Below are 13,912 nucleotides of genomic sequence, written 5' to 3' on the forward strand. Positions count from 1 at the left end.
CACACCATGCCCGAGATCAATCGCCGAAAATTCCTGATCGCCAGCGCCGGCGCGGGCGCCGCCGGCCTGCTCTCGACGCCGGTCGCGGTCAACTGGCCCGAGCTGCTGCGCGCGGCCCAGGATCGGCCGCTGGCCGACGGCGCCGGCGTGCTGGTGCTCGTCACGCTCTACGGCGGCAACGACGGCATCAGCACCCTGATCCCGTACGGCGACAACGCCTATCACGACGCACGCCCAGAGCTCGCGTACGCCCCGAACGAGGTGCTGCAGCTGGACTCGCAGCTGGGCCTCAACCCGGCGCTGAAGGGGCTCGCCCAACTGTGGACCCAGCGCCAGCTGGCCATCGTGCGCGGCGTCGGGTACCCGCAGCCCGATCACAGCCACTTCCGCTCCATGGACATCTGGCAGACGGCGTCTCCGGCAGAGCCCGTCTCGACCGGGTGGATCGGCCGCTGGCTCGACGCCACCGGCGACGACCCGCTGCGCGCGGTCAACATCGGGCCGGTGCTGCCCCCGCTCGCGGTCGGCGAGAAGTACACGGCCGCAGCTCTTTCCACCACGCGCGTACCACCCAAGCAGGCGGACAGGTTCGACACCATCATGACAGCGCTGGGCGCCGACGACCCCTCCGATACTCCGGCGATGGCCGCGGTGTGCAAGGCCTACCGCGCGGCGCGCACCGCCAACAAGACATTCGAATCGGTCAAACCCGCCTCCGGGGAACATAATTCGCTGGCCGCCCAGCTCGCCACGGTGGCGGCCGCGGTGCGCGCGGGCGTGCCGACCCGGGTTTACACCGTGCAGCTCGGCGGATTCGACACCCACGCCAACGAGCGAGCCACCCAGCAGCGGCAGCTGCAGACGCTCGACGAGGCCGTGACCCCATTCCTGCGCGACATGGCCGGCGACCGCCACGGCAAGAACGTCGTCCTGATGGCGTATTCGGAGTTCGGGCGCAGGGTGGCGGCCAACGCGTCCCAGGGCACCGACCACGGCACCGCCGGCCCCGTCTTCATCGCGGGCGCCCCCGTCAAGGGCGGCTTCTACGGCGAGGAGCCCAGCCTGAGCAACCTCGACCGCGGAGACCTGAAGTACAGCACCGACTTTCGGGATGTCTACCACGAGCTGCTGTCGCGGACCGTCGGAACCGACCCCACGCCGTCGGTCGGCACCGGCCGAAAGAGTCTCGGCTTCGTCTAACCGTGTGCCTCCCTGGCGTTGAGTGTGCGTGTTTGGCGGCGACACGCCGACGTACTCCGCCCTACGCGCACACTCAACGCGGAAACTCCTCTAGCTGCGCGAGCGCGGCCATGCAATCCCGCGCGATGGCCAGCTCCTCGTTGGTGGGGACCACCAGGACGGCGACCCGGGAGTCGTCGGCGGAGATCCGCCGCACCCCCTTGCCGTCGGCGGTGTTGCGGTCCTCGTCGAGCACGATGCCCAGCTCGCCCAGGCCGGTCACCGCGTCGCGGCGCACGAGCGCATCGTTCTCGCCGATGCCGGCGGTGAAGCTGATGACGTCGGTGTGACCCAGCACCGCCAGGTACGCACCGATGTACTTGCGCAGCCGGTGGATGAACACGCCGTAGGCCAATTGTGCCGAGCTGTTGCCGGATTCGATCATCGAGTGCAGCCGGCGGAAGTCGCGCTCACCGGCCAAGCCCCAGACGCCCGACTCGTGGTTGAGCATCGACTCGATCTTGTCGACACTCATATTGGCGCTGCGCCAGAGGTAGCTGACGACGCCGGGATCGATGTCGCCGCTGCGGGTGCCCATCACCAGGCCCTCCAGCGGCGTCAGGCCCATCGAGGTGTCGACCGGCCGCCCGCCCGCGATGGCCGACGCCGAGGCGCCGTTACCCAGGTGCAGCACAATCTGATTCACCGAATCCAACGGCCGGTCCAGGAAGGCGGCCGCCCGCTCACTGACGTACTGGTGCGACGTGCCGTGAAATCCGTAGCGGCGTATCTGGTATCGGTCGGCCAGCTCCCGGTTCATCGCGTACGTCGCGGCCGCGGCGGGCAGGTGGTGAAAGTAGGCGGTGTCGAACACGGCGATGTGCGCGACGTCCGGCAACAGCTTGCGCGCCACCTTGATGCCCTGCAACGCAGGCGGATTGTGCAGCGGGGCAAGCTCCGACAGCTTCTCCAGCTCGGCGATCCGGTCGTCGTCGAGCAGCGTGGGCCGGTAGAAAGCCTTGCCCCCGTGCACCACGCGGTGCCCGACGGCAGACAGGCCGCAGGTCTTGAGGTCGATGCCGTCCTCGGCCAGCTGAGTGAACGCCAGGCGCAGCGCCTCCTCGTGGTCGGCGGCCCGCCCCGACGGCTCGCCGATCTCCCCGATGATGCCGCCCGCCAGTGCCTCGCCCGAATCGGGTTCCACCAGCTGGAATTTCAGTGACGAAGAGCCGGAGTTGATGACCAGCACAGTGTCACCGGCCATCGCGTACACCCTGCGCCTGGATCGCCGTGATCGCGATCGTGTTGACGATGTCTTCGACGAGCGCGCCCCGCGACAGGTCGTTCACCGGTTTGCGCAAGCCCTGCAGCACCGGACCGATCGCGATCGCCCCGGCGCTGCGCTGCACCGCCTTGTAGGTGTTGTTGCCGGTGTTGAGGTCCGGGAAGATCAGCACCGTGGCGTGCCCCGCGACCGGCGAGTCCGCCAGCTTGGTGGCCGCGACCGAGGGTTCTATCGCGGCGTCGTACTGGATGGGGCCCTCGACCAGCAGCTGGGGATCGCGCAACCGCACCAATGCCGTTGCGGTCCTGACCTTGTCGACGTCGATGCCGGTTCCCGAGTCGCCGGTGGAGTACGACAGCATCGCCACCTTGGGTTCGATGCCGAACTGCGCCGCGGTGCGCGCCGAACTGATCGCGATGTCGGCGAGCTCCTCGGGGGTGGGGTCCGGGACGATCGCGCAGTCGCCGTAGGCCAGCACCCGGTCGGGTAGGCACATCAGGAAGATGCTGGACACCGTCGAGACGTCCGGAACGGTCCGGATGATCTCGAAGGCCGGACGGACGGTATGCGCGGTGGTATGCGCGGCGCCCGAAACCATGCCGTCGACCATGCCGTTGAATACCAGCATGGTCCCGAAATAGGAGACGTCGTGCATGATCTCGTGGGCCCGCTCGACGCTGACGCCCTTGGCCTTGCGCAGCTCGGAATACTGCTGGGCGAATTGCTCGCACAGGTCCCCGCCGCGCGGGTTGATGATCTTTGCGGTGGTCAGGTCCACGCCGAGTTCGGCTGAGCGCAAATGGATCTGGGCTTCGTCGCCAAGGATCGTCAGGTCGGCGATGCCGCGCTTCAGCACCCGCCCGGCCGCCTTGAGGATCCGGTCGTCGTCGCCTTCGGGAAGCACGATGTGCTTGCGGTCGGCCCGCGCCTGCTGCGTCAGCTGGTGGGTGAACATCTGCGGGGTGGTCACTGTGGGGATCGGAATGGCCAGCTGCGCAATGAGATCCGCGACATCCATGTGGTTGTTCACCAGCTCGATCGCGGTGTCGATCTTGCGCTGCGATTTCGCGGTGACGCGGCCGCGGGCCCCGGCGACGGCGCTGGCCGTGTCGTAGGTGCCCAGCGGGGTGGCGACGATCGGCAGGCGCAGCCGCAGGCCGGACACCAGGCGGGAGATCGACGGGTGCAGGTCGAAGCCGCCGTTGAGGATCAGGCAGCACAGCGACGGAAACCCTTCGGCCGCATGGGCGCTGGCGACGGCCAGCACGACGTCGGAACGGTCGCCGGGGGTGATCACCGCCATGCCGTCGCGCAGCCGTTCCAGCACGTGGTCGGCGGTCATGCCGGCCGCCAGCACGCTCATCGCCTCGCGGTCGACCAGTTCGGCGTCGCCGCTGAGCAGCCTGCCGTTGACCGCCGTCTGTAGCTCGGCCACCGTCGGCGCCAGCAGCAGCGGCTCCTCGGGCAGCACGTAGCCCAGCGGGGTGAACATGTGCAGCGCTTCGGCAACCGCACCGATCTCGGCCGGATCGCACCGGTTGGCGACCACCGCCGCGGTGTGGGCGCGCTGCGCCGACAGCTCGGCCAAGCAGACCTCGACGACACCTGCGATCTGGTCGGCGCTGCGGCCGTTGGCGCGCACCGCCAGCAGCACCGGGGCACCGAGGTTGACCGCGATCCGCGCGTTGACCGAAAGTTCGGCCGGCCCAGCGACATCGGTGTAGTCGCTGCCCACGATCACCACCGCGTCGCACGCCTGGGCCATCGCGTGATACGCGTCGACGATGCTGGCGATCGCGGCGTCGCTGTCCGCGTGCAGCTCCTGGTAGGTCACGCCGACGCACTGCTCGTAGGACAGGCCCGCGGTGGTGCGCGTCAACAGCAATTCCAGGATGTAATCCCGGTCCTCGTCCAGCCTCGTAATCGGCCGGAACACACCGACTTTCGCGACCGTCGCCGTCAGCCGATTGAGCAGCCCCAGCGCGATCGTCGATTTGCCGGTCTCCGGCTCCGGCGCCGCGATGTAGATCGCGGATGCGGACCCCCCGGGCACCCGCGCGCCTGTCAGGCCAACCGTCGCAACCTGGGCGCCAGATCCTTTTCGAAGAGCTCCAGGAATCGGCGCTGGTCGTGACCGGGTGCGTGGAACACCAAGTGGTTGAGGCCCCACTTCACGTACTGACCGACCTTTTCGACGGCCTCGTCGGGATCCGACGCCACGATCCAGCGCTTGGTGATCTGCTCGATCGGCAGCGCGTCGGCGGCCTTCTCCATCTCGATCGGGTCGTCGATGCTGTGCTTCTGCTCGGCGCTCAGCGACAGCGGCGCCCAGAACCGGGTGTTCTCCCGGGCCAGTTCGGGGTCGGTGTCATAGGAGATCTTGATCTCGATCATCCGGTCTATGTCGTCGGGGTTCTTGTCCGCCGCCTCGGCGCCCTCGCGCATCGCGGGGATCAGCTTGTCCTTGTAGAGCTCCTCGCCCTTCCCGGAGGTGCAGATGAAGCCGTCGCCGGCGCGCCCGGCGTACTTGGCCACCTGCGGTCCGCCCGCGGCGATGTAGATCGGGATACCGCCCTCGGGCACGTCGTAGATCGAGGCGCCCTTGGTCTTGTAGTACTCGCCCTGGAAGTCGACACGATCGCCGAGCCACAGTTCGCGCATCAGCCGCACCGACTCGCGCAGCCGCGCGTAGCGCTCCTTGAACTCCGGCCACTCGCCCTCGTATCCGGTGGCGATCTCGTTGAGCGCCTCGCCGGTGCCCACGCCAAGGAAGATGCGGTTCGGATACAGGCACCCCATGGTGGCGAAGGCCTGCGCGATGACGGCGGGGTTGTACCGGAACGTCGGGGTGAGCACCGACGTGCCCAGCACCAGCTTCTTGGTGCGTTCGCCGACGGCGGTCATCCAGGCCAGCGAGAACGGAGCGTGTCCACCCTTGTGGCGCCACGGCTGGAAATGGTCGCTGACGGTGGCGCTCTCCATGCCGTGCGCTTCGGCGGCAACAGCCAGTTCGACGAGCTCGCGCGGTGCGAATTGCTCGGCGGACGCTTTATATCCAAGTTTCAGTTCAGCCACCCGTTCTTTCTACTCCTACAGTGTTCGGCATGGGACCTGCACCGGCGCTTGTTCAAGTAACCGACACCGTGCACCTCGCCCAGGGCGAGGCCGTCAACTGGACGCTGGTCGTCGACGACACCGGCGTCCTGCTGATCGACGCGGGCTACCCGGGCGACCGCGACGACGTGCTGGCCTCGTTGCGCGCGCTCGGTTACGGCCCCGGCGACGTGCGCGCCATCCTGCTGACGCATGCCCACATCGACCACCTGGGCTCGGCGATCTGGTTCGCCGGCGAGCACGGCACCCCCGTCTACTGCCACGCCGACGAGGTCGGCCACGCCAAGCGCGAGTACCTCGAGCAGGTGTCGATCGTCGATCTGGCGCTGCGGATCTGGCGGCCCCGGTGGGCGGTGTGGACGGCGCACGTGGTGCGCAGCGGCGGCCTGATCCGCGACGGCATTTCGACCACCCAGCCGCTGACGCCCGAAATCGCCGCGGGGCTGCCCGGCCACCCGAGGCCCGTCTTCAGCCCCGGCCACACCAATGGCCACTGCTCGTACCTGGTCGACGGCGTGCTGGCGAGCGGCGACGCGCTGATCACCGGGCACCCGCTGATCCGCCACGACGGGCCGCAACTGCTGCCGGCGATCTTCAGCTACAGCCAGCAGGACTGCATCCGAACCCTTTCGGCGCTGGCGCTGTTGGAGACCGAGGTCCTGGCACCGGGTCACGGCCCGCTGTGGCGCGGTCCCATCCGCGAAGCGACGGATGCGGCGCTGGAGAAGGCCGGCGTTCGGTGACGGTTGCCAAGTCGATCGCGTTGTTCGTCCTGGCGGCGCTGTTCGAGATCGGCGGCGCCTGGCTGGTGTGGCAGGGCGTCCGCGAACATCGCGGCTGGCTGTGGGTGGGCTGGGGCGTCGTCGCGCTGGGCGCCTACGGCTTTGTCGCCACGCTGCAGCCGGACGCCCACTTCGGCCGCATCCTGGCCGCCTACGGCGGCATCTTCGTCGCCGGATCGCTGTTGTGGGGCATGGGTTTTGACGGATTCCGCCCCGACCGCTGGGACATCGCCGGCGCGCTGATCTGCCTGCTGGGCGTCGGCGTCATCATGTACGCGCCGCGCACCCGCTAGGCGGCCAGGTGATCCCGCAGCGTCTCGCCGCTGTACTGGCTGCGGTAGGCGCCACGTTCCTGTAGCAGCGGCACCACGCGGTCGACGAATTCGTCGAGGCCGTGCGGCGTCAGGTGCGGCACCAGGATGAAGCCGTCGCAGGCGTCGGCCTGGACGTAGCGGTCGATCTCGTCGGCGATCCTTGTTGCGGTGCCGACGAACTGCTCACGGCTGGTGACCGCGATGATCAGCTCGCGGATCGACAGCTTCTCGGCCACGGCGCGTTCGCGCCAGCGGCCGGCCACCGCGACCGGGTCGACGTGGCGGACCCGCCCCTGGGTGATGTCGCTTTCGACGACGGGATCGAAGTCGGGCAGCGGGCCTTCGGGATCGAAGCCGGAAAGCTCGCGGCCCCACACCTGCTCCAGCATCGCGATCGCCGTCGCGCCGCTGACCTGCTGATGGCGAATGTGGTGCGCCTTGTCCCGCGCCTCGGCGTCGGTGTCACCGAGCACAAACGTCGCGGCCGGAAACACCTTGAGCTCGTTCGGGTCTCGGCCGGCCGCCTTGGCGCGGCCCTTGACGTCGGCGTAGTAGCGCTGGCCGTCCTCCAGCGAGCCGTGCAGCGTGAACAACGCATCGGCGTACCGGGCACCGAACGCCCGGCCCTCGTCGGAGTCGCCCGCCTGCAACAGGACCGGATGACCCTGCGGCCCCACCGGGAGCGTCGGGAAACCCCGAACGTCGAACTGCGGCCCGGAGTGTTCGACAGCGTGGATGCCGGACGGGTCGACGTACGTTCCGCCCTCGACATCGGCCAGCACCGCGTCGGCGTCCCAGCTGTCCCAGAATTGCCGGGCGAGGTTGACGAACTCCTCGGCCCGCTGATAGCGCTCGGGATGCTTCAGGAAACCGCCGCGGCGGAAGTTCGCGCCGGTGAACGCGTCCGACGACGTGACGATGTTCCACCCGGCGCGCCCTCCGGACAGATGGTCGAGGGTGGCGAATTGCCTTGCCACCTCGAAGGGTTCGTTGAAGGTCGTGTTGATGGTGCCGGTCAGCCCGATCCGGTCGGTGACGCCGGCCAGCGCCGCCAGCACGGTGAAGGTGTCGGGCCGCCCGACGACGTCGAGGTCGTAGATCCGGCCGCGATGCTCGCGCAGCCGCAGCCCCTCTGCCAGGAAGAAGAAATCGAACAAGCCGCGCTCGGCGGTGCGGGCGAGGTGGGTGAAGGATTCGAATTCGATCTGGCTGCCGGCGCCGGGATCGGTCCACACCGTGGTGTTGTTGACGCCCGGAAAGTGCGCCGCCAGGTGAATCGGCTTGCGGCTCACGGGTTCAGCCCCCAGCGTTTGGCGATCAGCTCGTGTGAGCGCAGCCGGTCCTCGTGGCGGTGCGTCACCGAGGTGACGACGAGTTCGTCGGCGCCGGTGACCCGCTGCAGCGCCCGCAGCCGTTCGGCGACCTCGTCCGCGCCACCCACGAATTGCGTTGCCAGCCGGTCCTTTACCAGGCCATACTGCTCATCGGTCAGCGGCGGGCTGCTGCCCGGCTCGGGATAGGGCATGGCGCCCACCCCGGTCCGGATCGAGTACACCCAGTGGCCGTAGCCGGAGGCCAGGTGCTTGGCCGTCTCGGTGTCGTCGGCGACCACGATGTCGGCCGAGACCACGACGTAGGGCTTCGCCAGCGCCGCGGACGGCACGAATGTGTCGCGGTAGGCCTCGATCGCCTCCAGCGCGGTGGCCGGCGTGATGTGGTAGCTGGCGACGAACGGCAGTCCCCGCGCCCCGGCCACCCGCGCGCTTTGTCCCCGGGTGCTGCCGAAGACCCATGGCCGCAACCCGCTTCGCTCGCCGGGCACCGCATGCACGTCGAACTTGCCGACGCGGTAGGTGCCCTCCAGCAGGGCGAGAATGTCGTCGACCTGCTCGGTGAAGTCGGGCGACAACGCCTCCGGCTGCTGCAGCACACCCATCGTGGCCTGCAGCTGTTCGATGTCCAGCAGCCCGCGCAGGTCGAAGGGGGTCGGGACGACGACGCCATCCACCTCGTGCCACACCCGCGGCGGGCGCGGCTGTCTCGGCTTCTTCGGCTTGTTGTCCTCGGAACGGCGCTGCCCGGACCGGCCGATGCCGAGATCGATGCGGCCGGGGTGGAAGGCCTCCAGCATGCCGAAGCTCTCGACGACCGCGACGGCGGTGGTGTAGCCCAACTGCACGGCGGCCGCACCCACCCGAATGGTGTTGGTGGCGGCGGCAATCTGGCCGATCAGCACCGCCGGCGCCGAGCTGGCCACGCCGACGAAGTGATGTTCGGCCATCCAGTAGCGGCGATAGCCCCAGCGCTCGGCGTGCTGGGCCAGGTCGACGGTGTTGCGCAGCGCCGTCGCGGCGTCGCCGCCCGCGCTGATCGGCGCGAGGTCCAGGATCGACAGGGGAACGCTCATCGGCCGGCTCCTGCGTAGCGGTTGGGTGCCACCGGCAGGCCGAGCCGCTCGCGCAGCGTTTCGCCGTCGCGGTAGGTCTCGCGAAACTTCCCGGCCCGTTGCAGCAATGGCACCACCTCGTCGACGATCACCGGCAGGTCGGTGGCGTTGACCGCGGGGCGCAGCCGCGCGCCGGCGATGCCGAGGCGCTGCCACTCCAGCAGCAAGTCCACCAATTCCGTTGCGGCCCCGGTGAAGTTGAGCGCATCGGAGCGTGGATCACCCGGGCCGCCGAACGACACCACCACGTCGGCGAAAACCTTCAGCCCCGCGCCGCCGGCCGCCGACACCTCGTCGAGGATGCCGCGCAGCGAGGCCTCGTCCTTCGGCGTGATGAACACGAGATCGCCGCTGGCGGCGGCGAATTCGTATACCGGCCCTTGGTGCGCCAGGACGGCGACGACCGGCTGACCCTGCGGCGGGCGGGGCGTGATCGACGGGCCCTTGACCGAGAAGCGGTTTCCGCTGAAGTCGATGTAGTGCAGCTTGTCGATGTCGACGTAGCGCCCGGTGCCCACGTCCCGGATGATCGCGTCGTCCTCCCAGCTGTCCCATAACCGGCGCACCACCTCGACGTAGTCCGCGGCCTCTGGAAAGAGGTCCGACAGACCGTCCAGCGAGCCGTCGCGGCGGCCGAACAGCGCGGCCTCGTGCGTCGTCGAGCTGATCCTCGGCTGCCAGCCCGCCCGGCCATGCGAGACATAGTCAAGCGTGGCAACGGCTTTCGAGGTGTGGAACGGCTCGGTGTGCGTCACCGTCGCGACCGGGATCAGCCCGATGTGCCGGGTCGCCGGCGCGACGCGCGCCGCGACCAGCACGGCATCGCCACGGCCGGCCAGCCGCTTCGGGTCGATCCGCTCGCGGCGGCCGGGCTGCGGCATCAACGAGTCGTCGATGGTCAGGAAGTCGAGCAGCCCGCGCTCGGCGGTGGTCGCGAGGCCGGCCCAGTAGCGGCCGCTGAGCACCGGCGCGGTGTCCGGGGCGGATGCCAGGGTGGCCCGCCACGCCTGCGGGTCCCACCCGTACCCGTCCAGCGCGACGCCCAGATGCAACTGATCGGTCATGCGAGCCACTTCTCGAACGCGATCGGGAAGACCGGGCCCTCGGACGGCAGCGGCCCCGGCAACCGGGTGTATCCGGTGGCCAGATACAGCTCCTCGGCCTCCGGCTGCTTGTCGCCGGTCATCAGGTAGACCTTGCGGTAGCCGCGGGTCACGATCTCGGTTTCCAGTTCGCCCAGCAGCGCCATCGCGTATCCGCGCCGGCGGTGCGCGCTGTCGGTCCAGATCCTCTTCAGTTCGGCGGTCTGCTCGTCGTACCGGCGGAATCCGCCGCCGGTGACCGGCCGGTCGTCCAGCAGGCCGATCAGCATGCCCCCGTCGGGCGGAGCGAACTCGTCGGACGGGTTGTCCTTCAGCCACGCCAGCACCATCGGCACCGGGCGCTCGTAGCGCGTCGAGTACTCCACCGCCAGCTCGGCCAGCAACGGCTGCGCCACCGCGTCGTCGAGCGCGGCCGCGACGAACTTCAGCTCAATATTGGCCACCACCCCATTTTTAACGTCTGCCGGATCTTCGCATTCCGCAGCATTGCGGCCGATCGGCCCGCCTACCTCGTCGCCGTGACATACGCGGGGGTGATGGCATCGCCCTTTCGGCCCCCGCGCCAGCGGTTCGCCATTCCAATCGTGGCGAACAAATCGGCGACTTTGAACTCGACCGTCTGCCACCCGCGGTCGGCAAGATTCGCCGGGACATGGCGGTATTCACCCTGATAGATCAGTTCGGCCAAGTCGATGTCCAGACCGAACTGCCGCCAGCGGTCGACGAACCCGCGGCCGGCCTCCAGCTGCAACGGGTTCCAGGTGGGGATGTGATCGGCGGCGAACCGGCTGCCCGGGGCGCTGGCCACCGTGACATCCCGCAGCAGCCGATCCTGCCCGTCCGGCGGCAGGTACCCGACCAACAGGTTCTCGGCGATCCAGACCGTGGGCTGGGCGGCGTCGAATCCCACCCGGTACAGCGCGGCCAGCCAGTCCTGACGCAGGTCGACTCCGATCGCGCGGCGGCTCGCGGTCAGCTCGGCGCCCAGGGCGACCAGGACGTCGGTCTTGAAGTCGATGACGCTCGGCTGGTCGAGTTCGTACACCGTGGTCCCGTGCGGCCACCACAACCGATACGGCCGGGTGTCGAGACCCGACCCGAGTAGGACGACCTGGCGGATCCCGGCGCGCCCGGCGTCCGCGAGGTAGTCGTCGAGGAACCGGGTGTAGGCCCCGAGAACGGCGATGAGCCCGGCGGTCACGGAGTTGGCGCCGTCGTCGGAATACAGCTCGTTCTCGACCATTTGGGTGAAGTAGTGCACGTCGGCCGCGCGCACCAGCAGCTCGGCGAACGGATCGTCGAGCAGCCCCTTGTTGGTGGCCACGGCCCGCACGACGGCGCCGAACGTCGCCGTCATTCCGACGCCGGTGGCCGGATCCCAGGTGTCGTGGTCTGTCCGTGCCATCGCCGGTCAGACGTCCGCGCGGCGCCGCAGCGCCAGCCCGAGGGCCGCCCGCCAGCCCAGCAACACCAGCGCGGTGACCGTCGAGGCCACCACCACGAAGCTGACCGCCACACCCGCGGAGCTGAGTTTGCGCAACAGCATGCCGACCACCACGGTGCACACCCAGACGGTCAGCCCGGTGGGCGCCACCGCGGTCGGCCGCCGCCAGCCGCGCGACGCCAACCACCCGATGAGGGTCCCGGTGAGAAACGGCCAGGCCGTGGCGGCGATGCCGGCGAGCGTGAGCCCCTCCGCATGACTGCGCCGCCCCACCGCGCAGAACACCAGGACGCCCACCACGTCCGCCAAGAGGGATGCCAGCCACCCCAGCCGCTGCATGCAGCGAGACTACCCAAGGTGGCAGGCTGATTCCCATGAGCACACAATCGCCACCCGCGTTCGACCGCAGCGACCCGCTGGGCCTGGACGCATCGCTGTCCAGCGACGAGATCGCGGTACGCGACACCACCCGGGAGTTCTGCGCCGAACACGTCCTGCCGCACATCGCGGAGTGGTTCGAGATCGGCGATCTGCCGGTCCGCGAACTCGCCAAAGGCTTCGGCCAACTCGGCCTGCTCGGCATGCACCTGCACGGCTACGGATGCGGCGGCGCGTCGGCCGTGCACTACGGCCTGGCCTGTACCGAGCTGGAGGCCGCCGACTCCGGCATCCGGTCGATGGTCTCGGTGCAGGGCTCGCTGGCGATGTTCGCGATCTGGAACTTCGGGTCCGAGGAGCAAAAGCAGCAGTGGCTGCCCGGCATGGCCGCCGGCGAGCTGCTCGGCTGCTTCGGGCTCACCGAACCCGACGTCGGTTCCGATCCCGCGGCGATGAAAACCCGTGCGCGACAAGATGGTTCGGACTGGGTGCTGAACGGGCGCAAGATGTGGATCACCAACGGATCTATCGCCGACGTCGCGGTGGTCTGGGCCGCCACCGACGACGGGATCCGCGGCTTCGTCGTCCCCACCAAGACCCCGGGCTTCACCGCCAACACCATCCACCACAAGCTGTCGCTGCGGGCGTCGATCACCAGTGAGCTGGTGCTCGACGACGTGCGGCTGCCGGCCGACGCGATGCTGCCCGACGCGAAGGGAATGCGCGGCCCGCTGTCCTGTCTGTCGGAGGCGCGCTACGGCATCATCTGGGGCTCGATGGGTGCGGCCCGCTCCGCGTGGCAGGCCGCGCTCGACTATTCGACGCAGCGCACCCAATTCGGCCGTCCCATCGCCGGATTCCAGTTGACGCAGGCCAAACTCGCCGACATGGCCATCGAGCTGCACAAGGGCCAGTTGCTGTCGCTGCACCTCGGCCGGCTCAAGGACACCGTCGGGCTGCGCCCCGAACAGGTCAGCTTCGGCAAGCTCAACAACACCCGCGAGGCGATCAAGATCTGCCGCACCTCACGAACGATCCTGGGCGGCAACGGGATATCGCTCGAGTATCCGGTGATCCGGCACATGGTGAACCTGGAGTCGGTGCTGACCTACGAAGGCACGCCCGAGATGCACCAGCTGGTGCTCGGCCAGGCGTTCACCGGCAGCGACGCTTTTCGCTGACATGGCCGCCGACTGCTACGTTGACGAATCATGAGGATGCGGATCGGTCCCGTCGCCGCCAGCGCGCTGGCCGTGGCCGCCCTGTGCACGCCGGCGACGGCGGGCGCCGCCGACACCCTGCCGCCGATGACGCCCACCAACGGCGGGCCGATCATCGGCGGCGGCGGTAACGCGTCGCAGATGACGCAGCAACTCAAGAGCCTGAACGACGGAGGAGTCCAAGAGGTCGACGGCCCGGATGCTGCCCAATTCATCTCTGCCGCAGCAGGTCTGGCGAACCGCGACCTCTCCGCCCCGTTCATGGCGCTGCAGCGGGCGCTGGCATGCCAGGCCAACAACGCCGGATTCGGCGCGCGCGCCTACCGGCGCAACGACGGCCTGTGGGGCGGCGCGATGCTGGTGATCCCTAAGAGCGCGTACCCGGACACCGACGCGATGAAGGCCTGCGAGATGACCAACTGGCGCAGGCCTTCGGCGGGCAGCACCATGTCGATGTGCAACGGCAGCTGGATGTACCCGCCCCAGGACTTCAACAAGAAGGGCGGCGACTATGCCGTCCTGCTCGCCGGCACGAACTCCGACTTCTGCAGCGCGCTCAGCGGCAACTACAAGACCAACGCGTCCGCGTGGCCGTGACTTGAAAACGCCCCCTACCTGCACGTAAAGGATTCCTCAAGGCGGGCGGC

Annotated in this window: 14 protein-coding genes; 5 read left to right on the forward strand and 9 right to left on the reverse strand. The window is 69.0% G+C overall.

The window, feature by feature from the left end; genetic code table 11:
- Positions 1-6: 6 nt before the first annotated feature.
- On the forward strand, positions 7-1,200 hold the full coding sequence (locus MRAB57_RS04870; RefSeq protein WP_077086555.1) for a DUF1501 domain-containing protein: 1,194 nt from the start codon (positions 7-9) through the stop codon (positions 1,198-1,200).
- Positions 1,201-1,273: 73 nt separating this feature from the next.
- On the opposite strand, the gene MRAB57_RS04875 is transcribed toward MRAB57_RS04870, so the two are convergent.
- The 3 genes from MRAB57_RS04875 to fgd are packed head-to-tail and all read right to left on the reverse strand — an operon-like array spanning position 1,274 to position 5,539.
- Positions 1,274-2,443 (reverse strand): acetate kinase, encoded by a 1,170-nt coding sequence (locus MRAB57_RS04875; protein WP_077090395.1) that lies wholly within the window; start codon positions 2,441-2,443, stop codon positions 1,274-1,276.
- On the reverse strand, positions 2,433-4,517 hold the full coding sequence (pta, locus tag MRAB57_RS04880; RefSeq protein WP_077086556.1) for a phosphate acetyltransferase: 2,085 nt from the start codon (positions 4,515-4,517) through the stop codon (positions 2,433-2,435). The genes MRAB57_RS04875 and pta overlap by 11 nt, the downstream gene beginning before the upstream one ends.
- Before the next feature lie 11 nt (positions 4,518-4,528).
- Complete coding sequence (gene fgd / locus MRAB57_RS04885) at positions 4,529-5,539, reverse strand: glucose-6-phosphate dehydrogenase (coenzyme-F420) (RefSeq protein WP_077086557.1); 1,011 nt, start codon at positions 5,537-5,539, stop codon at positions 4,529-4,531.
- 29 nt (positions 5,540-5,568) lie between these two features.
- Between fgd and MRAB57_RS04890 the strand changes: the two genes are divergently transcribed.
- Positions 5,569-6,321: an MBL fold metallo-hydrolase gene (locus tag MRAB57_RS04890; RefSeq protein ID WP_077086558.1), complete on the forward strand. Its 753-nt coding sequence runs from the start codon at positions 5,569-5,571 to the stop codon at positions 6,319-6,321.
- A complete protein-coding gene (locus MRAB57_RS04895; RefSeq protein ID WP_077086559.1) occupies positions 6,318-6,653 on the forward strand; it encodes a YnfA family protein in 336 nt (111 codons plus the stop codon). Before MRAB57_RS04890 ends, MRAB57_RS04895 begins: the two co-directional genes overlap by 4 nt.
- On the opposite strand, the gene MRAB57_RS04900 is transcribed toward MRAB57_RS04895, so the two are convergent.
- The 6 genes from MRAB57_RS04900 to MRAB57_RS04925 all read right to left on the reverse strand — a co-directional run bounded on the left by MRAB57_RS04900 (position 6,650) and on the right by MRAB57_RS04925 (position 12,006).
- Positions 6,650-7,966: an NtaA/DmoA family FMN-dependent monooxygenase gene (locus tag MRAB57_RS04900; RefSeq protein ID WP_077086560.1), complete on the reverse strand. Its 1,317-nt coding sequence runs from the start codon at positions 7,964-7,966 to the stop codon at positions 6,650-6,652. The two genes, MRAB57_RS04895 and MRAB57_RS04900, sit on opposite strands and share 4 nt — an antisense overlap.
- The gene (locus tag MRAB57_RS04905) at positions 7,963-9,081 is read right to left on the reverse strand and encodes an LLM class flavin-dependent oxidoreductase (protein WP_077086561.1); all 1,119 of its coding nucleotides are present in this window, start codon (positions 9,079-9,081) and stop codon (positions 7,963-7,965) included. The genes MRAB57_RS04900 and MRAB57_RS04905 overlap by 4 nt, the downstream gene beginning before the upstream one ends.
- Complete coding sequence (locus tag MRAB57_RS04910; protein ID WP_077086562.1) at positions 9,078-10,184, reverse strand: LLM class flavin-dependent oxidoreductase; 1,107 nt, start codon at positions 10,182-10,184, stop codon at positions 9,078-9,080. Before MRAB57_RS04910 ends, MRAB57_RS04905 begins: the two co-directional genes overlap by 4 nt.
- Positions 10,181-10,666 (reverse strand): GNAT family N-acetyltransferase, encoded by a 486-nt coding sequence (locus MRAB57_RS04915; protein WP_245835830.1) that lies wholly within the window; start codon positions 10,664-10,666, stop codon positions 10,181-10,183. The genes MRAB57_RS04910 and MRAB57_RS04915 overlap by 4 nt, the downstream gene beginning before the upstream one ends.
- Before the next feature lie 62 nt (positions 10,667-10,728).
- Positions 10,729-11,628, reverse strand: coding sequence for an SAM-dependent methyltransferase (locus MRAB57_RS04920; protein ID WP_077086564.1), 900 nt, complete (start codon positions 11,626-11,628; stop codon positions 10,729-10,731).
- A 6-nt stretch (positions 11,629-11,634) separates the two neighbouring features.
- Positions 11,635-12,006 (reverse strand): DUF3054 domain-containing protein, encoded by a 372-nt coding sequence (locus MRAB57_RS04925; protein WP_077086565.1) that lies wholly within the window; start codon positions 12,004-12,006, stop codon positions 11,635-11,637.
- Between the two features lie 35 nt (positions 12,007-12,041).
- Here MRAB57_RS04925 and MRAB57_RS04930 point away from each other — a divergent pair, with 35 nt between their 5' ends.
- Positions 12,042-13,226: an acyl-CoA dehydrogenase gene (locus MRAB57_RS04930; protein WP_077086566.1), complete on the forward strand. Its 1,185-nt coding sequence runs from the start codon at positions 12,042-12,044 to the stop codon at positions 13,224-13,226.
- A gap of 30 nt (positions 13,227-13,256) precedes the next feature.
- Complete coding sequence (locus tag MRAB57_RS04935) at positions 13,257-13,862, forward strand: hypothetical protein (protein ID WP_077086567.1); 606 nt, start codon at positions 13,257-13,259, stop codon at positions 13,860-13,862.
- Positions 13,863-13,912 lie beyond the last annotated feature (50 nt).

This window comes from Mycobacterium rhizamassiliense, from assembly GCF_900157375.1.
Classification (GTDB): Bacteria; Actinomycetota; Actinomycetes; order Mycobacteriales; family Mycobacteriaceae; genus Mycobacterium; species Mycobacterium rhizamassiliense.